Source organism: Halomonas sp. AOP22-C1-8 (assembly GCF_052378905.1).
Classification (GTDB): Bacteria; Pseudomonadota; Gammaproteobacteria; order Pseudomonadales; family Halomonadaceae; genus Vreelandella; species Vreelandella citrativorans.
In genome coordinates, this window is sequence record NZ_JBQSYD010000004.1 from 22,404 (window position 1) to 44,149 (window position 21,746).

The 21,746-nt window shown below is 54.4% G+C and carries 22 protein-coding genes; 9 read left to right on the top strand and 13 right to left on the bottom strand.

From position 1 onward, the window contains the following. Positions 1-17: 17 nt before the first annotated feature. A complete protein-coding gene (locus ACT3TY_RS03270) occupies positions 18-899 on the bottom strand; it encodes an SDR family oxidoreductase (protein WP_444627324.1) in 882 nt (293 codons plus the stop codon). Between the two features lie 152 nt (positions 900-1,051). Between ACT3TY_RS03270 and ACT3TY_RS03275 the strand changes: the two genes are divergently transcribed. Together ACT3TY_RS03275 and recG are read left to right on the top strand one after the other, a co-directional pair. Then, a complete protein-coding gene (locus ACT3TY_RS03275) occupies positions 1,052-1,981 on the top strand; it encodes a LysR substrate-binding domain-containing protein (RefSeq protein WP_444627325.1) in 930 nt (309 codons plus the stop codon). Then, positions 1,978-4,056 carry an ATP-dependent DNA helicase RecG gene (recG, locus tag ACT3TY_RS03280; RefSeq protein ID WP_087110284.1) on the top strand — a complete coding sequence of 693 codons (2,079 nt, stop codon included), beginning with the start codon at positions 1,978-1,980 and terminating at the stop codon, positions 4,054-4,056. The genes ACT3TY_RS03275 and recG overlap by 4 nt, the downstream gene beginning before the upstream one ends. An 18-nt stretch (positions 4,057-4,074) precedes the next feature. Here the strand turns inward: recG and yccS are convergent, their stop codons facing one another. From yccS to ACT3TY_RS03305, 5 genes are all read right to left on the bottom strand, one after another. Then, positions 4,075-6,291 (bottom strand): YccS family putative transporter, encoded by a 2,217-nt coding sequence (gene yccS, locus ACT3TY_RS03285; protein WP_444627326.1) that lies wholly within the window; start codon positions 6,289-6,291, stop codon positions 4,075-4,077. Positions 6,292-6,427: 136 nt separating this feature from the next. After that, positions 6,428-6,610, bottom strand: coding sequence for a hypothetical protein (locus ACT3TY_RS03290; protein WP_444627327.1), 183 nt, complete (start codon positions 6,608-6,610; stop codon positions 6,428-6,430). A gap of 102 nt (positions 6,611-6,712) precedes the next feature. Continuing rightward, positions 6,713-7,069, bottom strand: a complete 357-nt coding sequence (locus tag ACT3TY_RS03295) for a hypothetical protein (protein ID WP_193057292.1) — start codon at positions 7,067-7,069, stop codon at positions 6,713-6,715. Beyond that, a complete protein-coding gene (locus ACT3TY_RS03300; protein WP_009098191.1) occupies positions 7,069-7,341 on the bottom strand; it encodes an HU family DNA-binding protein in 273 nt (90 codons plus the stop codon). The genes ACT3TY_RS03295 and ACT3TY_RS03300 overlap by 1 nt, the downstream gene beginning before the upstream one ends. 104 nt (positions 7,342-7,445) lie before the next feature. Then, the gene (locus tag ACT3TY_RS03305) at positions 7,446-8,639 is read right to left on the bottom strand and encodes an NAD(P)/FAD-dependent oxidoreductase (RefSeq protein ID WP_444627329.1); all 1,194 of its coding nucleotides are present in this window, start codon (positions 8,637-8,639) and stop codon (positions 7,446-7,448) included. Between the two features lie 85 nt (positions 8,640-8,724). Here ACT3TY_RS03305 and ACT3TY_RS03310 point away from each other — a divergent pair, with 85 nt between their 5' ends. From ACT3TY_RS03310 to ACT3TY_RS03335, 6 genes are all read left to right on the top strand, one after another. Next, entirely contained in the window at positions 8,725-9,288 is a 564-nt protein-coding gene (locus ACT3TY_RS03310; RefSeq protein ID WP_444627330.1) for a chorismate--pyruvate lyase family protein, read from the top strand. Between the two features lie 35 nt (positions 9,289-9,323). Next, a complete protein-coding gene (gene ubiA / locus ACT3TY_RS03315; RefSeq protein WP_444627331.1) occupies positions 9,324-10,220 on the top strand; it encodes a 4-hydroxybenzoate octaprenyltransferase in 897 nt (298 codons plus the stop codon). Between the two features lie 130 nt (positions 10,221-10,350). Further along, a complete protein-coding gene (gene phoB / locus ACT3TY_RS03320) occupies positions 10,351-11,040 on the top strand; it encodes a phosphate regulon transcriptional regulator PhoB (protein ID WP_087110299.1) in 690 nt (229 codons plus the stop codon). Between the two features lie 2 nt (positions 11,041-11,042). After that, entirely contained in the window at positions 11,043-12,338 is a 1,296-nt protein-coding gene (phoR, locus tag ACT3TY_RS03325; protein WP_444627332.1) for a phosphate regulon sensor histidine kinase PhoR, read from the top strand. A gap of 305 nt (positions 12,339-12,643) precedes the next feature. Then, on the top strand, positions 12,644-13,024 hold the full coding sequence (locus ACT3TY_RS03330) for a hypothetical protein (protein WP_441676529.1): 381 nt from the start codon (positions 12,644-12,646) through the stop codon (positions 13,022-13,024). A gap of 667 nt (positions 13,025-13,691) precedes the next feature. After that, positions 13,692-14,024, top strand: a complete 333-nt coding sequence (locus ACT3TY_RS03335) for a hypothetical protein (RefSeq protein ID WP_444621751.1) — start codon at positions 13,692-13,694, stop codon at positions 14,022-14,024. An 82-nt stretch (positions 14,025-14,106) separates the two neighbouring features. On the opposite strand, the gene cysZ is transcribed toward ACT3TY_RS03335, so the two are convergent. From cysZ to ACT3TY_RS03365, 6 genes are all read right to left on the bottom strand, one after another. Next, complete coding sequence (gene cysZ, locus ACT3TY_RS03340; protein WP_172116799.1) at positions 14,107-14,847, bottom strand: sulfate transporter CysZ; 741 nt, start codon at positions 14,845-14,847, stop codon at positions 14,107-14,109. Positions 14,848-14,923: 76 nt separating this feature from the next. Further along, positions 14,924-15,649 (bottom strand): phosphate signaling complex protein PhoU, encoded by a 726-nt coding sequence (phoU, locus tag ACT3TY_RS03345; RefSeq protein ID WP_442352895.1) that lies wholly within the window; start codon positions 15,647-15,649, stop codon positions 14,924-14,926. Between the two features lie 44 nt (positions 15,650-15,693). Further along, a complete protein-coding gene (gene pstB / locus ACT3TY_RS03350) occupies positions 15,694-16,509 on the bottom strand; it encodes a phosphate ABC transporter ATP-binding protein PstB (RefSeq protein WP_192526819.1) in 816 nt (271 codons plus the stop codon). Next, a complete protein-coding gene (gene pstA / locus ACT3TY_RS03355) occupies positions 16,503-17,912 on the bottom strand; it encodes a phosphate ABC transporter permease PstA (RefSeq protein ID WP_441677714.1) in 1,410 nt (469 codons plus the stop codon). Before pstA ends, pstB begins: the two co-directional genes overlap by 7 nt. Beyond that, a complete protein-coding gene (locus ACT3TY_RS03360) occupies positions 17,912-19,027 on the bottom strand; it encodes an ABC transporter permease subunit (RefSeq protein WP_441677715.1) in 1,116 nt (371 codons plus the stop codon). Before ACT3TY_RS03360 ends, pstA begins: the two co-directional genes overlap by 1 nt. Before the next feature lie 98 nt (positions 19,028-19,125). Continuing rightward, positions 19,126-20,010: a PstS family phosphate ABC transporter substrate-binding protein gene (locus tag ACT3TY_RS03365; RefSeq protein WP_444627333.1), complete on the bottom strand. Its 885-nt coding sequence runs from the start codon at positions 20,008-20,010 to the stop codon at positions 19,126-19,128. A gap of 149 nt (positions 20,011-20,159) precedes the next feature. On the opposite strand from ACT3TY_RS03365, the gene ACT3TY_RS03370 reads away from it, so the two are divergent. Beyond that, positions 20,160-20,573 carry an acyl-CoA thioesterase gene (locus ACT3TY_RS03370; RefSeq protein WP_441677719.1) on the top strand — a complete coding sequence of 138 codons (414 nt, stop codon included), beginning with the start codon at positions 20,160-20,162 and terminating at the stop codon, positions 20,571-20,573. Positions 20,574-20,657: 84 nt separating this feature from the next. Here the strand turns inward: ACT3TY_RS03370 and ACT3TY_RS03375 are convergent, their stop codons facing one another. Continuing rightward, positions 20,658-21,746: a TRAP transporter substrate-binding protein gene (locus ACT3TY_RS03375; protein WP_087110321.1), complete on the bottom strand. Its 1,089-nt coding sequence runs from the start codon at positions 21,744-21,746 to the stop codon at positions 20,658-20,660.

A 21,746-nucleotide genomic window follows, 5' to 3' on the forward strand; every position in this document is an offset into this window, starting at 1 on the left:
TACCCGGAGTTTTTCAATCAGGCTTTCTGAGTCTCTAAAAAGCCGCCCTCTTTGAGTATCTGAGCGTAACCTTCACGGTAGCTGGGGTAGCTAAACTGATAGCCGGTTTCAAGGATACGTTGGTTGTTACAGCGCTTACTGGCCCGGCGGCGCAGCGGCGATTGCATGGTATCGGTTGACTCCACCTTCAGTTGCTTGCCGATCCAGGCCATCACGTTATGCAGCGTGACCGGCTCGCAGTCGCTACCCAGGTAAAGTTCCGCCAGCGATTGACCGTTTTCCTGACGGCGAATTAAATGCGCCAGAATACCGGTGCAGTCATCCCGATGAATGCGGTTGGAGTAGATAACGGGCGTAACCGCAGCGATACGGCCTTCCGCTACCTGATGAATCAAGCGGTCACGGCCAGGCCCATAAATGCCTGAAAAACGTACCACGGTGCCGGGTAGCGGATGGTTAAGCAGCAGTTGCTCCGCTTCATGCATCAGCATACCGGAGAAGCTGGTGGGTCCGATTGGGCTATCCTCGGTCACCTCTTCGCCTTCCTGCTGACCATATACACTGGTAGAGGAGACAAAAAAGACCCGACGAGGCGATTTTTTGTGCTGTTCCATCACGCTCAGTACGCGTTTTAGACCGTCCGGATAGGCGCTTTGGTAGGCGCTCTCTTCAAAGCGGTCAGCGCTTACGCTATAAATGACGTAGTCCGCTTGGGGGAGTGCAGATGCATTGGCCTCATCAAGATCATTAAGGTCAAGCGCCAGGGGTTCAATGCCGGTGTCTTTTAAAACAGCTGTTTTACGACGTACGCCAATGACGCGGTGCCCCTCATCAATCAGCTCGCGTCCTAAGGTAATGCCGAGATCACCACAACCGATAATCAGTATCGTTAGCTTCACCTTGTCCACTCCTTTTGATAAATATTCCCTATTGGATACAAACTCGCTGCGAGATGTGACATCGTCATCAGGATTTCCTGTCCCTTTTCGTCCCGCTGACTGCCATGATATTCGTCATGAGCTGCTACGAGAGGATGCCCACTGGCGCCGTTATGACTTTAACAGAACTTCGCTACATCGTAACCCTTGCCCAGGAGCGCCACTTTGGTCGCGCGGCTGAACGCTGCCATGTGTCGCAGCCCACGCTTTCTGTGGCGGTGAAAAAACTGGAGGAGGAGCTTGATATACCGCTGTTTGAGCGCTCCAAATCCACGATTCAGGTAACCCCCCTTGGCGAGAAGATCATTGCTCAGGCCCAGCGCGTGCTGGAGCAAAGCCGGCTGATTTATGAAATGGCCAGCGCGGGTAAGGATCAGCTATCCAATCCACTACGCATTGGAGCTATTTACACGATTGGTCCCTACTTGTTTCCGCACCTGATTCCTGCGATTGCCGATATTGCGCCGCAAATGCCGCTGTATATTGAAGAAGGTATGACCGGAACGTTACGTGCCAAGTTAAAAAATGGCGAGCTGGATGTCATTATTGTGGCACTGCCGTTCACGGACACCGATATTGTGACCAAGCCTATTTACGAAGAGCAGTTTGAAGTCTTGATACCGGCAAATCACCGCTGGGTAGAGCGCGAAGCTATTCGTAAAGAGGAGCTGCTGGAAGAGCGCTTGCTGCTGTTGGGTGAAGGCCACTGTTTTAGAGACCAGATTCTTGAGGCGTGCCCGGCGATTAGCCAAAAGCTTAACAACCCTAATAACACCTTGATTGCCGAGGGTGGCTCGCTGGAAACCATTCGGCATATGGTGGCGTCACGGCTAGGCATTACCGTATTGCCGCAGTCAGCGTTAGGCACCGATCAGTATGAAAACGCGATGCTTGAGAGTCGGCCCTTTGTAGACCCTGCCCCTTCACGGACGGTAGCGATCGCCTGGCGAGCCAGCTTCCCGCGCCCTAAAGCGATCGATGCCCTGGTGGATGCCATCAGCCAGTGCAAGCAGCCTGCCCAAAAGGGTAAAGCGCGCTCATGAGCGATCTTAATGGCCCCGTCACTGCGCTTAAAGGCGTTGGTGAAGCGTTGGCGCTCAAGCTTTCGCGGTTGGGCATTGAACACGTGAGCGATCTGCTTTTTCACCTGCCGCTACGCTATCAGGATCGCACTCGATTAACGCCAATCGGCCTGCTACGCGCTGGGCAGGAAGCCGTGATTGAGGGTGAAGTGACTGCCTCGGACGTTGTTAAGGGGCGACGGAGAAGCCTGCTGGTGCGCCTGCGCGATGGTAGCGGTATTCTAAGCCTACGATTTTTCCACTTTTCGCCTGCCCAACAGCAGCAGTTACACCCGGGCGTTTCGGTTCGTGCATTTGGAGAAGCGCGGGCTGGGGCCACCGGGCTAGAAATTTATCATCCCGAATATCGCTTGAATACGGTGGGTGAAACGCCGGTCGATGAGTATTTTACCCCCATCTACCCCACCACCGAAGGCTTGAATCAAGCCCGCTTGCGAGCATTGACGCAGCAAGCGCTTGGCCTACTGGATAGCGCGCCCGAAGCGCTACCCGATGTCATTCCTGACGCGCTGCGTCAGCGTTTTCACCTGCCGGGGCTGCACGCCTGCCTACATTTGCTGCATCAACCCCCGCCTGATGTGGACATCGAAAAGTTGACCAGCGGCCAGCATGCCGCCACGCGCCGTTTAGCGTTGGAAGAGCTTTTAGCGCATCAGCTTAGCCTGCGTGAAGTGCGCCTGCGTATTCAGGCCGACGGCGCCCCTCAGCTGCCTTCCGGGCGCAGCCTTCAGGCACGCTTTTTAGCCCAACTGCCGTTTGCCTTAACGGGGGCCCAGAGGCGAGTGCTTGAGGAAATTGCGCTGGATTTAAGCCGCCCTGCCCCCATGCTGCGCCTGGTGCAAGGCGATGTGGGATCGGGGAAAACCGTGGTGGCCGCCATGGCAGCACTAGCGGCCCTGGCAGGCAATTGCCAAGCGGCAATAATGGCACCTACGGAAATCCTTGCTGAGCAGCATTATCGGGCGTTTAAAGCGTGGTTTGAGCCACTGGGCATTGAAGTCGCCTGGCTTGCGGGAAAATTAAAGGGCAAAACCCGCCTGGATGCCAAGGCAGCCATCGCCGATGGCCGCGCACGTATGGTGGTTGGCACCCACGCGCTATTCCAGGACGATGTTCATTTTCAGTGCCTGGGGCTGGCCATTATCGATGAACAGCATCGCTTTGGGGTTCACCAACGCCTGGCTCTGCGTGAAAAAGGCGAAGCGGGTGGGTTAACGCCACATCAGTTGATCATGACCGCGACACCTATTCCTCGCACGCTGGCCATGAGCGCCTATGCGGACCTGGATGTCTCGGTGATTGATGAGCTACCGCCGGGGCGTACGCCGGTTAAAACCGTGGTGGTGTCTGATGAGCGCCGCCCGGAGGTTGTTGAGCGGATTCGCCGTGCCTGCAGCGATGGTCGCCAGGCCTATTGGGTGTGCACGCTGATTGATGAGTCCGAAGTGCTGCAGTGCCAGGCGGCGGAAGTCACCTGTCAGGAACTAACCGATGCGTTACCGGAGCTTGCCATTGGCTTGATCCACGGGCGAATGAAGGCCAGCGAGAAGGCCGACGTGATGGCTGCTTTTAAAGAGGGCGAACTGGATCTGTTGGTAGCCACCACGGTGATTGAAGTGGGAGTAGATGTACCTAACGCCAGCCTGATGATTATTGAAAATCCGGAACGTCTGGGGCTTTCCCAGCTTCACCAACTGCGTGGTCGCGTGGGCCGAGGGAGCACGGAAAGCTTCTGTGTACTGCTTTATCACCCGCCGCTCTCCAAAAGCTCCCGCCAGCGCCTAAGTGTCATGCGTGAGACCACCGATGGTTTCCGTATCGCTGAAAAAGATCTGGAAATCCGCGGCCCGGGCGAGGTGTTAGGCACCCGGCAAACGGGCCTAGCGCAGATGAAAATTGCCGACCTGGAGCGCGATGCTGACCTTTTAGAGCGCGTCACCGCGTTAGCGTGCGAGCTGCAAAGCGAACCGCAAATAACCGCCGTACTAGTGCGGCGGTGGTTGGGCGAAGCCGCAGGCCGCTACGGGCAGGTGTAGCGGTCAGTCACGATGCGTTTAAACGCTAGCGTTAGGACGGGTAGCTTCCTCGATGGAGGTTGATGTGCGGGTCAAGCGATTAGCCGCCTCGCCCAAAGGTGCTAGCTGTTCGGTGATGAGGCGTAGTTGGCTTTGAATAGGGCGATACATCACCATGGCCTGTTCGTCCGGGTTCGCCGCGCCGGACTCATCCAACTGTGTGAGTAGCTCGCTGACGGGCTCATTGAGCGGTGCAACCAGCTGACGCTTGTCCAACTGCTCGGCAAGCTGGTCCAGAAGTTCGCTGATCCGTTTAGCGGATGGCATCAAGGCGGCGTCATCCTCGCCTTCCAGCAAGCGGTGCCGGTGGGCGCCCAGGGCCGAGAGGTGGCTAAGCAGCGTATTGGAGAGCACCAAAAAGCGTAGGCCATTATCGGCATCCTGTTTGCGGTAGTGGCCCGGCTCGTGAAGCATATTGGTGAGCAGGGTAGAAAGTGCGGCATCGGCATTGTGGGCATTGCGCCGTGCCAAGCGGTACGCAAGGTCGTCCTGCTTGCCCTCTTCATATTGATGAATAATTTCATTTAGGTAGCGGCGGTGGTTGGTAATTGTCTTCGCCGCTTCCCGATACAGCCGGCGGCCCTGCCAATCGGGCAGAATAAAAAACACCGCTAGCCCTGCAATCAGCGAGCCAATTAAAGTGTCAAACAGGCGCGGCCAGATAAGATCGAAGCCGTCGCCTACCTGGTTAAAGCTGCACAGCACCAGCAAAGTGATGGAGGCTGTCGCCACGACATAGCGTTTTTCCCGGTTGGCAAAAAAGGTGACGCCAGCGACCACCGCGATTACGCTCTGAACGCTTGGCTGGGGAAACAGGCTGATCGACACCCAGCCTGCCGTAAGGCCAAGTACCGTGCCCAAAATGCGTTGGGAAAGAAAGCGTCTCGTCGTGGCGAAGTTAGGCCGACATACAAACAGGGTAGTCAGCAAAATCCAGAAGCCTTGTTCGGGGTCCAGCCACTGAAGCAGGCCGTAGCCCGCCATGAGCGCGGTTGTCAGGCGTACCGCGTGGCGAAAGGTGGGGGAGCCAAGCGTAAAGTTGAGCTGTACTCGCTTCCACGCTTCCAGCAGGCTGGAGGGCGAGCGATCATAGAGCGCGCTATCTCCGCGGTCGCTGGTGGTATCCGGATTATGAGCACTGGCGATCTGTGCTTCGAGCGTCGCGAGGTTGTCCGCCAGCGCATTAAGCGGGCGCATCAGTTTGCGCCATTCGGGTTTGCCGCGTTCGCTCAAATTATCGATAGAGGCCCTAAGGTCGGCCAAGGCTTGTTCACTCTGCTCATGGTCAAAAGGGCGCTTAAGCAGTAACGATTTGGCTAACTGACGACAGGCACGGCCCTGCTGATCCAAAAGCCGCTGGCAGCGAAACAGTACGTCATGGTGAAAAAATGCTTCGGTGAGGGCGCTGTAGGGGTAATGGGTCGAGCTTGCCCGTTCATGGATATCCTGCGCAATAAAGTATATCTGCAGGTAACGGTTAAGCTTTTGGCTTCCTCGCTGGCCTTCCAGACGACGAAAAATCATCTCTTTTGCCTGGTTGAGGGCATCCACCACTTTGCCGTTCTGGCGTGCCAGCGCCACGCGACGGGCTTCTACATCGACCCCGCGTACGGGTTCAAACAGCGCTGATTTAAGAATCAGAAACTCGCCCAGCGTCTTGTACACGCGCGCCATGCTCTGCTTGACGGGTTGACGAGAAAAAAGAACACACCAGACAACGGAAATAACCCCGTACCAGGCCGCACCCGCCAACAGCAGCAACTGGCGTGAGGCCACATCGGCATCCACACCGCCGTGCTGCTCAATATTGATCATTGAGTAGATCGATAAAATCAGCGTGCCTGAGGCAATCGTGGCGTATCGCTGGCCGATAGCGCCCAACATGATGAGGGTGAACGTGGATATTCCCAGCCCCAGCGCAAACAGCCATGGCCAAGGAAACAGCCACTGCACGATAAATGAGGCTGAGGTAAAACATACCAGGGTTACCAGCAGCGCCTGTAAGCGGCCTTGCCAGCTGTCATCGGTTTCGGAGAGCGCGCAGGCGATAATGCCCAGAAACAGCGGTATTACCAGGGCGATGTCGCCAAGATAAAGGCTAAATAGCAGGGCTGCGCTGAATGCGATAAAAACGCGCAGGCTATAGGCAAACTTATCAAGTGTCCAAAGACGCCGAAGCGGCAGTGAAATAGGCATAGACGCTCTTATTGTCAGTCGTTGTTAGACTTTAGTATAAGCCATGGAGCTGGTTCGTTGCTATGGTTTTGGGGTTATCACGTTATGCGTTTTAGAGCAGGTAAGCTCCTACCATTCGACCACACGCTTGCCTATATTATCGCCATTGAGCAACCCAATGAGCGCTGCCCCCGATATTTTCAAAATTGCGCGTAATACCAGAAGGCGCCGTGTTATTGAGTTGCCTGGCGTAATCAGGAAAGCGGTGATTCAGTACGGTCTTGAGCCCCAAACGGTGCAGCCAGTCACGCTTGTCGGTACGTCCGGCCGTTACGATCACGTTTGCCCCTGGCGCTGTGCCAACATTATGGTGGGAGGAGGGCAGGTGAAACGCGTAGGAACCCGCCACCTACGGGTGGCGGGTAGAACCGCTGAAAAAGCGTTACAAATACTTCAGCAGTTTTTGCAGCTTGTTCATATCGGTGGAGTCACCGACAAGGCGTACCTCGCCGTTGAGCATTCCATCGAGGAAAGCTTGCTGCGTTGGCTTTCTAAGGATACGTAATGCGGCTTCCTGATCGCGAAAGCGCAATTCAAGATCCAAATCGACTGGCAGGCCTTTACCTGAAGAGACCCCTTTGGGGGTCATCCGGTAGTAGCGAGCAATGCTCAAGTCTTCCGTTGCAATGCCCCAGTCTAGGTGGCGCATCCTTTCAAGCTGTTCACGAAAGCGCGGCTTGCGGCGCAGGGCACGCTTGAGCATTAGGCTCAATAGCCACAGCGTCAGCTTGAGTTTCATTAGGAAACGGCGTCCTTAAGCGCTTTACCCGGCTTAAAGGCAACATTTTTGCTGGCCGGAATTTGTAAAGGAGCACCCGTTTGCGGGTTTTTTCCGGTACGTGCTGCACGCTCACGTACGGTAAAGGTACCAAAACCAATCAATGCCACATCTTCGCCTTTCGCAACGCTGTTGGTGATTTCATCCAGAATAACATTCAGGACTTGGCCTGCCTTGTCTTTGGATAGGTCGGCACCCTCAGCGATGGCAGCGGCGAGTTCAGGTTTGCGCATAGGAAATTCCCTCATTAAAAGTAAGCGTAAAGCATCGTGGTGTTGTTAAAAGCACTCACTAGGCCAAGCTAGCTTATCCAGCCTAGACGTGAACGCGATAAAAATCAGCCCAGCAGTGTGGGAGCTGCTCGGGAAAGCTCCACTTTCCGTCTCACGCAGCCGCCTGTCAACGCAAAACCGACTAAATTCCCGTCTTTATCTTCGGCAAGCGCCGTCATATCACCCCCTTCGCCCTCAATTCGCCAGCGTTCGGGCATCGCCGAAGGTGGATAGACCACTACGGGCAATAGCGGCGTTTTCACAATGATGGGCCAGGCGCCAAAGCTGACCTGCGTTGGTGAGCCGGCAAGTGTTGCCGAGAGTGCTTTGGCACTGGCTTGTAATGGCTGGACGTACATGGCATTGAGGCCTTCTATACAAGCAACATCGCCCAAGGCATAAATATGCGGGTGCGAAGTGCGCAGATATCGGTCTACCTGAATACCTTGTGGTGAAACGGCAAGCCCGGCGGCCTTTGCCAGCGCGGTTCTTGGCGTAAGGCCGGTTGCCAGTAAAACAATATCGGCGTTGACGGTGTCATCGTTGCTAAGCGTTAGACGAATCGTACTGTCATTATTCGGGGCTAACTCTTTAATCGTGCGGTGAAGCGCAAGCTTTATACCGGCTTCCTGAAAGGCATCACTCAGCGCAAACCCCAGCGGTTCTGGTAATAGCCTGGGTAACGGCATGGCCTCTGGAGCAATCAGGGTGACTTGATGGCCACCTGCCTGCAGGTCGTTGGCAAATTCACAGCCGACTAATCCTGCGCCGATAACGGCAATACGCGTGGGGCGATCGTTCAGCGCGTGATGGAACAGGCGATAGTCGTCGAGATCGTTAATGGTAAAGCAGTAGCGAGCAACGCTTTCTGGAATGGCAAAAGGCACTCGGGATTCAGCACCGGTCGCCAGCACCAGCGTATCGTAGGCAAGTGTTTGCCCGTCACTAAGCTGTATAGTGTGCGTGTCTGGTGTCACGTGTTCTACTGACGTATGGGTAAGCACATGGGCATCCAGCTCATCGGCCAGTACCGCGGCTGAATGCCTGGCCAACTGGTGGGGCGAGAGGCGTTTTGCAAAGCCGGTAGATAACAGCGGCTTGCTGTAGTCCTCGCCGCTGTCTGCGCTCACCAAAATAATCGAGCGCTTATCGCCTTGGCGGCGTAGCGCACGGGCAAGCCCAATGCCTGCCATGCCGGTGCCAATGATGATCAACTCAGCGTGGCCAGTCGGGTTGCTAACCGGATGTGATGCAGGCATGCCATCCCCAAATAATCGGTGTCGTAAAAGCTTTTAAGACCACCATGTTACACTAGCTTCTCTGTTTTTTGCCCAGGAGTATCTGGTGGTGACGTCCTCTTTTCGGCAAACGCATGCCTTTCCTGTTTGGCAGCCCGTGGCTGCGTTACGCCCCGCCATGAGCGCTGCCTGGTGGGAGTGGGTTGCGTCTACGGATTCACTAACGGCTCGCTTGCAAGCGGCAGGCGCAGGGCAACCATTCCGTGTTCGCCTGCTGCGCCAAGGCGCCGGCGTGCCTCTGCATGATGAAGCGCAGGCGTTGGGGATTGAGCTTCGTCGCTATGCCTGGTTAAGGGAGGTCGCCCTGTGCGTGGGTGATAACCCTTGGGTGGTCGCACGTTCGGTTGCCCCCTTAACACAGCTAAAAGGTCAGCGATTGGAGCAACTGGGTGAGCGCTCGCTGGGCAGTTGGCTGTTTCGCCAGCCAGATTTAGTACGCGGCCCGCTTGAAGCCACGAGGGGTGCGCCACGTTTTGCCTTCCCTCAGGATGCTGGCGTGAAAAGTTGTTGGGGGCGGCGCTCAGTGTTTCAACATGGTGGGTTATCGCTACTCGTACAAGAGTACTTTTTATCCACCATGGCAGATGACCTTCGTTTGTCTTCGCGGTAGGCTTGCTCGGCATCTCTTCTTTACGTGAGGTAGGCATGGATCGTTCTTTGTTGCGGCCAGTCGGATGGGCGCGAGTCGCTGATTTTTTACACTTAATGCGCCTGGACCGCCCCATTGGTACCTGGCTATTGATGTGGCCTACCTTATGGGCGCTTTGGGTGGCTACAAACGGGGTGCCTGGCCGCAACGTGCTGCTTATTTTTGTGGCAGGTGTTTATGTTATGCGCGCTGCTGGCTGCGTTGTGAATGATTACGCTGACCGCCATGTTGATGGCCACGTTAAACGCACGAAACAACGTCCACTGGCGACGGGGCGAATCAGTGAAACCGAAGCCCAACTGCTGTTTATTGGGCTGGTCACTGTTGCGTTTGTGTTAGTGCTGCTGACCAACTGGTTTACGGTGCTGCTGTCGATTGGTGGCGTGATCCTGGCGTTTATCTACCCCTTTATGAAGCGTTACACCCATCTTCCTCAGGTGGTGCTGGGGGCGGCTTTTTCGTGGGCAATCCCCATGGCGTTTGGGGCGGTGCTGGGATATGTACCTGTGGAAGCCTGGTTGCTGTTTTTTGCGAACGTACTGTGGACGGTTGCTTACGATACCCAATACGCCATGGTCGACCGTGACGATGACCTAAAAATTGGTATTAAATCAACGGCGGTGCTGTTTGGCAGTGCAGACCGCTTGATGATTGGATTACTGCAACTGGCGACGTTGGTGCTGTTAGCCTTTGTGGGTGTTCGTGTGGGGCTGGGTGGTTTTTTCTGGCTGGGCCTTGCCGGTATGGCGGCCACCTTTATTCATCAACAGCGCCTGATTCGGCATCGTGAACGCGACCCGTGTTTTCAGGCTTTTTTGAATAACTACTGGTCAGGGCTGCTGGTTTTTGCCGGCATTGCGCTAAGTTGGTGGCCAGTGGCCGGGCCGCTCTAGCAAAGCGTGATTAGCGCCTGTCATTCGTTCTTGTTATTGGCTATTGTCATATAAGTGTCATCAAGTCATGGTGTTATTGTCACTGAGATGTCATTGAATTACCTTTCATTGAGCACCGTGAGGCCCTGGAATGACCGCCAAGACCGTTTTGATTGTCGATGATGAAGCACCTATTCGCGAAATGATCGCAGTGGCGCTGGAAATGGCTGACTATCGCGTGCTTGAAGCGGATAACGCCCAGGATGCCCACGCGTTAGTCGTTGACCATCAGCCTGACTTACTGCTTCTGGATTGGATGATGCCAGGTACCAGTGGTATTGAGTTGGCGCGACGCCTTAAGCGTGAAGAAGCCACCGCCGAAATGCCGATTATTATGCTCACCGCCAAGGGTGAGGAAGACAATAAGATTCAAGGCCTTGAGGCGGGCGCGGACGACTATATCACCAAACCCTTCTCGCCCCGTGAGTTGGTCGCGCGCTTGAAAGCCGTATTGCGACGCACTACCCCGCGTGGCGTAGAAGACCCCATTGAAATTAACGGCCTTCTACTCGACCCCGTCAGCCACCGTGTTAGTGCGCATGGCAAGGCGCTGGAAATGGGGCCCACTGAATATCGCCTGCTGCAGTTCTTTATGACCCACCAGGAGCGAGCCTATACGCGCAGCCAACTGCTGGACCAGGTATGGGGCGGCAATGTGTATGTTGAAGAACGCACAGTGGATGTACATATTCGGCGCTTGCGTAAGGCGTTAGGCGATGTGCATCAAAACCTGATTCAGACGGTACGGGGTACCGGTTATCGTTTCTCAGCCCGGGTGTAACTGTGCGCCTATGGAGCCGTGAGCTTTGGCGTATTGCCTGGTTAGCGACCATAGGTGTTTGCCTGGGGTGGCTGCTAGGCTCAGCGGGCCTTGGCTTGGCAGCCGGGTTGGCCGTTTGTCTTTTTTACCATTTACGCCAGTTGCGCGTCCTCTTTCAATGGTTAACCCTTAATCCTCATAACGAGCCCCCGGCTGCGGGTGGCATGTGGGGGGATTTGCTTGATCGTCTTTACCGCTACCAAAAAAGCCAGCGCATTACACAAGGTCGATTGCGGTCTACGCTTGCGCGTATCCAGGAATCCTCAGAGGCCATGCGCGACAGCGTGGTAATGCTCGACCGCCACGGTGATTTGGAGTGGTGGAACAGTGCAGCGACAGATATGCTGGGCCTACAAACCGCGCACGATCGTGGCCAGCACATTACCAATTTGTTGCGTGACCCACGCTTTATCAGCTACTTCAACGCCCGCGATTACAGCGAACCGCTTACGCTGACCTCACCCATTGATGAGCGCAGCATTCTGCAATACCAAATTACCTTGTATGGCGACGATGAGCGCCTGGTGATGGCGCGGGATATCACTCGTTTGCACCGCCTTGAGCAGATGCGCAGAGACTTCGTGGCCAACGTCTCCCATGAGCTGCGTACGCCGCTTACTGTTCTTTCTGGCTACCTCGAAACCTATGGTGACTTGGCTGAGCAGCTTCCGCCTCGCTTGGGCAGGGGGATCGAGCAAATGCAGGACCAGACGCAGCGCATGCAAAATCTGGTTAACGACCTGCTGCTTTTGTCACGCTTGGAAATTGATCAAGGCGGGCAAGACCATCAGGCGCTGTCGGTTGAGCAATTGCTTAATAGCGTCTGCCAGGATGCATTGGCGCTATCGCACCGTAAGCATGTTGTCCGTGTTGCTATTGAAAGTGACGCCCAGCTCATAGGGAGCGAGCAGGAAATACGTAGCGCCATTTCTAACCTGGCTTTCAATGCGGTGCGATATACCCCAGAGGGTAGCCAAATTATACTGCGCTGGGCGCCCATGGAAGATGGAAGCGGATGTATAGAAGTAGAAGATGATGGAGAGGGCATCGATCCTGTCCACCTCCCCAGGCTAACGGAGCGCTTTTATCGGGTTGATAAAGGCCGGAGTACCGCGACAGGCGGTACTGGGCTTGGTCTTGCCATCGTTAAGCATATCCTGCTGCGCCATGATGCTCAGCTTCAGGTTGAATCGCACCCTGGCGAAGGTTCGCTATTTCGCTGTACTTTCCCCGCCACTCGGCTGGCTGCTACCTCCTAGCCTCCTTCCTGGTCTTCTGTATAACCTTTATCCAAGCGTGCCATATGGACAAGCCATCTATGGTTCAAGTCTGCTCATGTGTCATTTTTAGTCAGTTATGGTGGTCCCTTATACACGATCAGCGAGCATGATTGGCACGCGGTATTTGTTTTAAGTTGTTTATTAATAAGAAATATTTTTTTATTTTTGTTTTTTGGCATCACATCTGCATTAATCTGGGCAAGGAAGATTACCGCAGGAAATGGTACGCCAGGAAGGCACTTCCTTAAGGTAAGCGGTATCAACAGCGATCGAGGAGAAGGAACATGATGTCCAAGGAACTACTCAAGAAAGCTGGGATTTTAGGTGTAACATTCGGTTTACTGGCAAGCCCCTTCGCTTTTGCCCAAGAACCAGTAGACCCGAGCCACGATATTACTGCTGATGAAGAACCCGTGCAGCCGCAATCATCTGGTACAGGTGCAGGTGGTGATGCATCTACCTATGATGCAGACGAGCTCTCAGATATGAACGGTGAAAGCGCAGGCGATACTACTCGCCCCGGTGCAGGTTCTTCTCAACATAAAACTCATAATGAGTCGATGGATGGCGGTCCAACGGGCGTAACAGGTGGCGGCGATACGTCATTTGAGCCGAGCGACCTGCCTGAGCAAAATAGCTCTGTGACCACTGGTCAAGATCAGTGACCAGCGGTTTAAACACTCAGCGCTAAAAATTTGTACTACAGTTTAGGAACGAGCACGGGATAAGGATGTCCCATCGCATGGATGCTCATCGATTCATGGATTGAATCAAGCGACAATCAGAGCGTTAGTCAGGGTAAATTCCAAGGTTGGAGTCCCGCAAAAGGAGTGGAAGCTAGCGCTAGTTATTGTCCATAGATGCGAGGTTAGGGCCCTGCCATGGCAGGGCCTAATCTTGTTATGTAGCCTTTGATGAGCAGTCGTGTTTGGCTGGTTTTAAAACTGAACCCCCCCTATCTACGTTTTTTTAACATTACACCCGCTCATAATAGTTTTTTTCACGATTCTCTTGTCCCACGGCGTGATGACCCCTTTCATGCTTTTTAAACGCAAAGGTTGATAACGAGCTTTTTAGCTTGTTCACCATGGTGCTGTGCCAACACTAAAAAAATGTTAGCTTGTTATTTACTTGGATAGCTTTATTTGTGTGGTCGTGTTTAAAAATATTTTTAATCATTCAGCATTTCACGAATTTGGGACGTTTGGGCACTTGGACCATAATCTTGCAGTCAAAGACACTGATCGCTTCTCACCCTTCAGTGCAATGGTATTTACGTTAGTGTGATAATAGCCAAGACAGGTGAGCGGCACCCCACATCAGGAGAGCGTTATGTCATTTAAAGCAGTTTTAAAAACGGCAGGTGTTTTAGGTATTTCTATCGGTTTGATTGCAAGCCCGCTAGCTTTTGCCCAAAGCTCTATTGAGCGTACTAAAGATCGTGCAGTCGGCAGCGATGTCATCGACATGCCGCAATCCACTAGCACGTCTAGTCCTCACTACTCACCCAGTGAGCTTAACCATAGTCAGCGTGATCATATGAACGGCAACTATGCACCGTCAAGCCAGCTGCAGCGGGATCAGGATGGCACCCAGCGTCGTAACACCCATTCGTTCGAATCGACCGAGTTAAATCACAAAGAAGGCGATAGCCTGGACTGGTAAACCACTACTGAAAGCATTAAAAAACCCGTTAAAGCGGGGTTTCGCGTCTAAAAGCGTAGAAAAAAGCATGGCTTTTCAGGTGTTATGAGGGCCGCTGGATCGTAAGCTCATTTGCCGTACGATAATATTGGTCCCACATGAGTACGGCTCCCGCTACGGCCCCCGGAATCAGAAAAAGATTGGCAAGCGGTATCCAGGTAACCAGAGTCACGAGCCCGCCGTAGCTGAGGCTTTGCCACCAGCGCCTGGAAAGCCGTTGACGCATATCCTTGAACGAGACTTTATTATTATCCATAGGATAGTCCAGATAGGTAATGGCCATTACCCATGCGGAGAACAGCCCCCATAGAATCGGCGCAAAGAGGTTGAGCCCTGGAATCCAGCTGATGATAAAGAGGGCAATGGCGCGTGGGGCGATATACGCGAGTTTGACCAGCTCTCGGCCTAGCGCATCAAGCGCCGTTTTGGTCAGCCCGCGATCATCCAGCGGTATACGGCCTGTTTCTTGAATTTCCACTTTAGCCGCTAAAAAGCCGTAAAACGGCGCCGCAATAAAGCTTGTTATCAGGGTAAAGGTGAAAAATACAATGACAATAAGGCTAACCACAAACAGCGGCCAGATCAGCCAGGAGAGCCAATCCAGCCAAGCAGGCACTAATGTCATCCAGTGATCAATCCAGCCCGAAAAGCGCGTAATCACAAAGCTGAACATGGCGGCATAAACAATAATATTGACGAGGATAGGAAGAAAAATATAACGCCGCAGGCCTTTTTGATAGACCAGCCGCGTACCTCGGCTAAGCGCTGTTATTGCATCCAACATTCAAGCAGTCCTCATCAATACAAACGTCCAGGCGGGTGTCCGCCCAGACGTATTGCAAGAGGAAATGCCTCATGGGTCAAGGCTTTTTCGTTACCCTCTGGTCGACGGTATCCAGGTCGCTATGTCGAATATCGAGCCCCTTCACGAGATACACAACGTACTCCGCCAGGTTGTCGGCATGGTCGCCGACGCGTTCCAACGCGCGCAGCACCCACATAATGCTGAGTATTGAACTAATTGAGCGCGAATCCTCCATCATGAAGGTCATCAATGAGCGCATGGCACTGCCGTACTCATCATCGACCGACTCATCTTCACGCACTACCTTCATCGCCAAGTCGGTATCGAAACGGGCAAAGGCTGTCAGCGCATCGCGCAGCATTTTACGTACATGCTCACTGATATGGCGAACTTCAATTAAGCCACGAACCGTGCTGGTGTTTTCGCTGAGCAGGATTGCATTACGCGCAATCTTGCTGGCTTCATCGCCGATACGCTCAAGATCTGAAGTGGCACGAATAACGGCAAGCACCAGGCGTAAGTCTGATGCTGCAGGCTGGCGGCGTGCCAATACACGGGTGCACTCTTCATCAATTTGCAGCTGAAGATCGTTCACTTGCCGGTCGTTATCGCGCACTTTTTCAGCCAAGCGGGTATCGTTTTCCAGCAGGGCGAATACTGCATCCTGAACCTGTTTTTCCACCAGGCCGCCCATGGCCATCAGGTGGGTTTTTAGCTCTTCCAGCTCCTGGTTGAACTGGCGCGAGATATGCTGGCTGTGGGTATCGCTCGTAATATCCATTGAGCACTCCTGATGTTGGGTTAGTTAGGCCTGATGATTGACGACTACGTCATGCGGCCGGTGATGTAGTTCTCGGTGCGCTGTAAACGCGGATTAGTGAAGACCTGGTCGGTAGGGCCGTACTCAACCAGCTCTCCGTTGTGTAGAAAGGCCGTATAATCGGAGACCCGTGCGGCTTGCTGCATATTGTGGGTGACAAGGATAAGGGTTAGCTGTGATTTAAGGTTACGAATCAGCTCCTCAATCTTCAGCGTTGAAATTGGATCAAGCGCTGATGCCGGCTCATCCAGTAGTAGCACATCCGGTTGAACGGCTAGCGTTCGAGCGATGACCAAGCGCTGCTGCTGACCACCTGATAGCTGCCACGCCGAACGATGCAGGCGGTCTTTTACCTCATCCCATAGGGCTGCTGAGGTCAGCGCCCACTCGATAATGTCATCGCGTTGCCGCTTGGGTAGGCGATGCTGTAAACGCAAGCCAAAAGCGACGTTTTCATAGATCGACATGGGAAACGGATTGGGCGTTTGAAACACCATGCCTACCCGGCGGCGTAGCTCGGTCACGTTCATCTGCGCGGCGTAAATATCCTGCCCTTCAAGCTGAATATGCCCACTGTGTTCCACGCTCTCGTTAAGATCATGTAACCGGTTAATGGCACGTAGCAGTGTTGACTTGCCACAGCCAGAAGGCCCAATAAAGGCCGTTACCCGGTGGCGTGGCACACTCAACGTTAAATTACGCAACGCCGATTTCCCCGCATAGGCGAGGTTAAATTGGTCGATACTCAAGGCGCAGTGCTCGGATGAAAAGTGCGTCACCGGCGCCTGTGGGGCATTGGCTATATCTAATGACGCTAGCATTCGCTTCCTCGTTGGCGCCTAAAATAATGACGCAGAAATATGGCAGTTAGGTTAAGCACCAAAATAATAACCACTAAAAGAAGCGCCGTGGCGTAAACCAGAGGCATAGCGGCCTGTACATCTTCGCCATGAAAAGCAGTATCAAATAGATGATAGCCAAGATGCATAAATTTGCGCTCCAGGTGCACATAAGGAAACTCACCGTCGACCGGCATTTGCGGAGCTAACTTGGCAACCCCCACCAGCATAAGCGGAGCGACTTCGCCTGCGGCGCGGGCGATAGCGAGAATAACGCCAGTTAGCATGGCAGGAGTAGCCATGGGCAGGACAATACGCGTTAGCATTTCCAGACGGGTGGCCCCCAGCGCTACTGCCCCCTCACGCTGGGCATCGGGAATGCGAGCAAGCCCTTCCTCGGTGGCCACAATCACGACAGGAAGCGTCAATAGCGCGAGCGTTAAAGAGGCCCATAAAAGACCGCCGGTGCCGAACGTTGGCGAAGGCAGTGTATCGCTGAAGAACCAGCTATCCAGCGTGCCGCCAATGCCGTAAACGAATACGCCAAGGCCGAATACGCCGTACACAATGGAGGGAACGCCCGCCAAATTGCGTACGCCAATGCGCACTAACCGGGTAAGTCGGTTTTGATGAGCAATTTCATTAAGATAAATAGCGGCCAGTACGCCAAAGGGGGTGACGATTACGGACATTAAAATGACCATCAGTACAGTACCGAAAATAGCCGGCCATACGCCGCCACTGGTATTGGCCGCACGCGGGCCCTCGCTTAAAAACTGCCAAACGTTAGTGCCCCAAGTGTGCGTTTTTTGCCACCAGGACATGGCATTAGGCGCCAGTGCCTGGCTGACGCTGTCCAGAGGTTGGCGTAACGTCTCGCCCTGTGCCGTGACCAGCAGCAGCTGCCCCGGCGGGCGCTGATTAGCCGGTAGGGTAAGTGCATTGTTTAAATAGTCCCACGCTTCGCGGCCATGCAGCGATTGCTGGTCAGTTTCTACTGCGGCCAAGCGACCAATAAAACTGCCCCACGGAGCACGTTCCAGGCGGATCAGGTCGTGCGGTGTTGTACGTGAGGTAATATCGTCGATATCTACCCAGTGCCAGCTGACGCCGTCTACATCACGGTTACCTTTAAAATAGAGGCGCTCAACCCCGGCTTCCTGAGGCAGCGGCGTTTCGCGAATAGCTTGCCCTGCAACAACGCTACCCGAGCGTAGTGTTATCTCTTCAAGCGTGGCGGGCCAAAAATGGCCTAACCCACGAACAAGCAATAGTGTAAGTAACGCGCTTAACATTAAAAGTGATAAGGCAACGCTAGCGGCGCATAGCCACGGCCATAGTTTATCGAGCCGATGCCTGGGAGCGGCGGCGAATAGGCGGCTCATTAGTAATGCCCTGCTTTATGGTAGCGGCGGCGCATACGTAAGCGCACTGCCTCGGCTAGGGTATTTACCAAAAACGTAAATAGAAACAGCACCAGCGCCGCTAGAATCAGGTGATGATAGGTAAACCCGCCGTGGGAGGCTTCAGGGAGCTCAATCGCAATGGCGGAGGCCATTGAGCGCATGCCTTCAAAGGGGCTGGCGCTCAGCAGAGCGGTATTGCCGCTGGCCATTAACACAATCATGGTTTCACCTACCGCACGACCCATGCCTATCATCACTGCAGAAAAGATGCCCGGTCCCGCCGCCGGTAGCGCGACTTTCCATAGCGCCTGCCAGCGGCTGGCCCCGAGCGCTTGGGCGCCTTCCATCATGGAGAGCGGGACGTCGGCAAGGGCATCTTCGGCAAGAGAGTAAATGCTGGGTATTACTGCAAAACCCATGGCGATGCCTACAATCAGCGCATTGCGAGTGGCATAGTCCATGCCCCAGCGCTGTTCTAACCAGCGGCGCAGATCGCCGCCCAGAAAGAGTTGCTCCAGCAAGGGCGTAAACCACACTGCCAGCGCCACCATGCCGACAAGCCAGGGTACAAGCCATAGCCCGGCCCAGGAAAACGGCAGCCGCCGATGCCAGCGAGACGAGGCCATGTGCCAGAGTACGCCCGCAAGCCCCGCGCTGATTGGTAGCCATACCAGCAGCACCAGCGTACTGGCCAGGTTTCGCTCCACCCATGGAGCAAGTACTAAACCGGCAATAAATCCCACTACCACGCCGGGCATTGCCTCCATCATCTCAAGAGTCGGCTTAATCCGGCTGCGCAAGCGTGCTGACATGAATAACGCCGAGTACATGGCGGCGCCTAAGGCGATAGGTAGCGCGAAGAGCATCGCCGCCAAGGCCGCTTTAAGCGTTCCCCATACCAGTGGCGAGAGCTTATCGAAGGCAAAGGTCTTATCCAATGCCAACAGCGGCAGCGTTTCCCAAAATAGAAACACGCCAATCGCCAGAATCGCGAGCAGCACCGCGATGCCTCCCGCCGTAATAAGGCCGGTGGCGACACGATTTTTAAACTGGCGTAGCGGCTGGTAAGAAGCAGGAACGCGAGGTGGGATCATATCAACATCATAGGGAAGGCATGGCCGTCGCGAAGATGGGTTGCATGGTGAGTTCTCCTTACTCTAAGACACTTTTATGACAATTGGATGATAGTGAGCTACCAGTGTTGCTGATTTGCGAGTTCATCATCGGGCAGCGGTACAAAACCCGCCGCACGGGCAATTTGCTGGCCTTCTTCCGATAGAATAAACGCTAAAAATGCCTGCTCGGCGGCGGGTAGTGACTCATCTGGCGGCAAATTAACGTAGAGGTAAAGGTCGCGTGATAGCGGGTACTCGTTACGCTGAACAGCCTGCTCGCTGGGTGCGATTTCTTCCCCCTCCTCGGTAACAAAGCGCAGCGTATGTACCATCGGTGTCAGGTGATTATATCCGGCATATCCCATGGCGTTGGGTGACTCACCCACGGCCGCGACAACAGCAGAAGAGCCCGGGTGCTCGCTGATGTCGCGGCGGAATTGGCCATCACACAGCACCTCGTCCTGAAACAACCCATAGGTGCCCGATGCCAGGTTGCGCCCATGTAGGGCGATATTTCCATAGGGCCACTCGCGTGTGGCGGCCAAGTCGCTCCAGCGTCTTATCGGCTTATCGGCGCCGCACGCTTGGCCGGTGGAAAAAATGGCATCGGCCTGTTGGCGCGTAATGGCCCGCAAGGGGTTGTGACGATGAACGACCAGAATAAGCGCATCTCTGGCCACCTTAAGCTCTAGCGGTGGATAACCGTAGCGATCGATAAACGCTTGTCGCTCTTGGTCATTCATGGGGCGTGACATGGGGCCAAGCCGTGCAGTGCCCGCCGTAAGCGCTGGCGGTACGCTGGCCGAGCCAGTAGCCTGAAACTGCACGTTAATCTCTGGATAGCGCACGGCTAGCGCCTCGCCCCAGCGCAATATGAGTCCGGCCATGGTGTCGGAGCCAATCGCACTCAGGGTGCCGCTAATCGGTTGTGGTTGCCCCCAGGCAGCTGATGCGAATAGCATTAGTACCGTGGTAAGCGTAAAACACAGGCGATTTTTCTTCCCTGACGACCAACCAATGCGCTTCAAACGTATGCCCTCGTATGATTAACTAATGCCTTATATTGCTATGCAGCAACCACACAACAATAACCCTATTAAGCGACCGACTTATGACACTTTTAGAAACCGACCTGGATGATGCTCCGGCCCCCCAAGGTCTGCTCACACTCAAATTACTGGCTTCTCGACAGGATACCAACCTTTACGGCGATATTTCGGGCGGGTGGCTGGTTAATCACATGGATCAGGCGGCAGAACTGGCAGCCGGTCGTGAGGCCGGCGGGCGTACTGCGACAGTGGCCATCGAATCGATGGATTTCTTAAGCCCTGTGCGCGTGGGCTCCATGGTGAGTGTTTATACTCATGTACAGGAAATTGGCCGCAGCTCTCTTAAGATCGATGTCGAAGTATGGGTGCGTATCCCTCATGGGCGGCGCCTTGAAGAGCGCCAAAAAGTCACTGAGGCGCGTTTCGTCATGGTCGCTATGGACGATAATGGTCGTATCCGTGCCGTGCATGGTTAAGGCCTGCTGACCCTTCATCAGATGGCACAATGGTTTGCAAAAAAAGGGCGCCTGGGCGCCCTTTTTATCAACCGTGGGTAGCGATTAACCGCCAACGGCATCACGACCTTTCAGGTAGGCATACTCGCCGATATCACTGAACGGGCGGATAAGGTTCTGGAAGTTAGCGTACGACTCATAAATGCGCCGTGAGTCTTCATCGCTCTCAACCTGGTTTTGAATCACGGCTTGTGAGGATTCGTAGAGTGCCTGAACAACATCGTCGGGGAATTCGCGTAGCTGAACGTTATGTTCATCAACCAGAGTCTCTAGCGCCTGCGCGTTGCGGTAAGCGAACTCCGTGTACATGGCCAGGTTGGATGCACGTGCTGCTTCGCGAATAACGTCCTGCAGATCTTCTGGCAAGGCATTCCAGGCATCCAGATTGATCATTGTCTCGACGGTTGCGGTCGGCTCGTTCCACACCGTGGTGTAGTAGTAGTCGGCCACTTGATGCAGACCAAACGCCATATCGTTGTAAGGGCCTACCCAGTCGGCGGCATCCAGAACACCCGTTTGCATCGAGGTGAAAATCTCAGAGCCTGGCATATTCACGGTGCTGACACCGATGCCGTTCATGGCTTCACCGGCAAGTCCTGGCAAACGCAGTTTAAGGCCCTGCATGTCGTCCAGCGAGTTGATCTCTTTCTTGAACCAGCCCGCCATTTGAGGGCCAGTGTTGCCCACTGCGAACGGCTTAAGATTATGCTTGGCGTAAACCTCGTCCCACAGCTCCTGACCACCGCCGTGATACAGCCACGCATTCATCTCAGTCGTTGACATGCCAAAGGGCACGGCGGTAAAGAACTGGGCAGCCGGGAGCTTGCCACGCCAGTAATAGGGCGTGGAGTGGCCCATCTCTGCCGTTCCAGCCGATACCGCATCAAACACTTCCAATGCAGGTACCAGCTCGCCTGCGCCGTGTACGCGGATTTTCATACGGCCGTTGGAGAGCTGCTCAACGCGGCGAGCGAAGTCGTTGGCGCCCGTGCCTAGCGCCGGGAAGTTCTTCGGCCAAGAGGTCACCATGTCCCAGGTATACGTTTCATCTGCATGCGCGGTCGCTACAAAGGGGGCGGCAGCGACACCGGCAGCACCTAAGCCAGCGGTTTTTAAGAATTGGCGGCGTTGCAT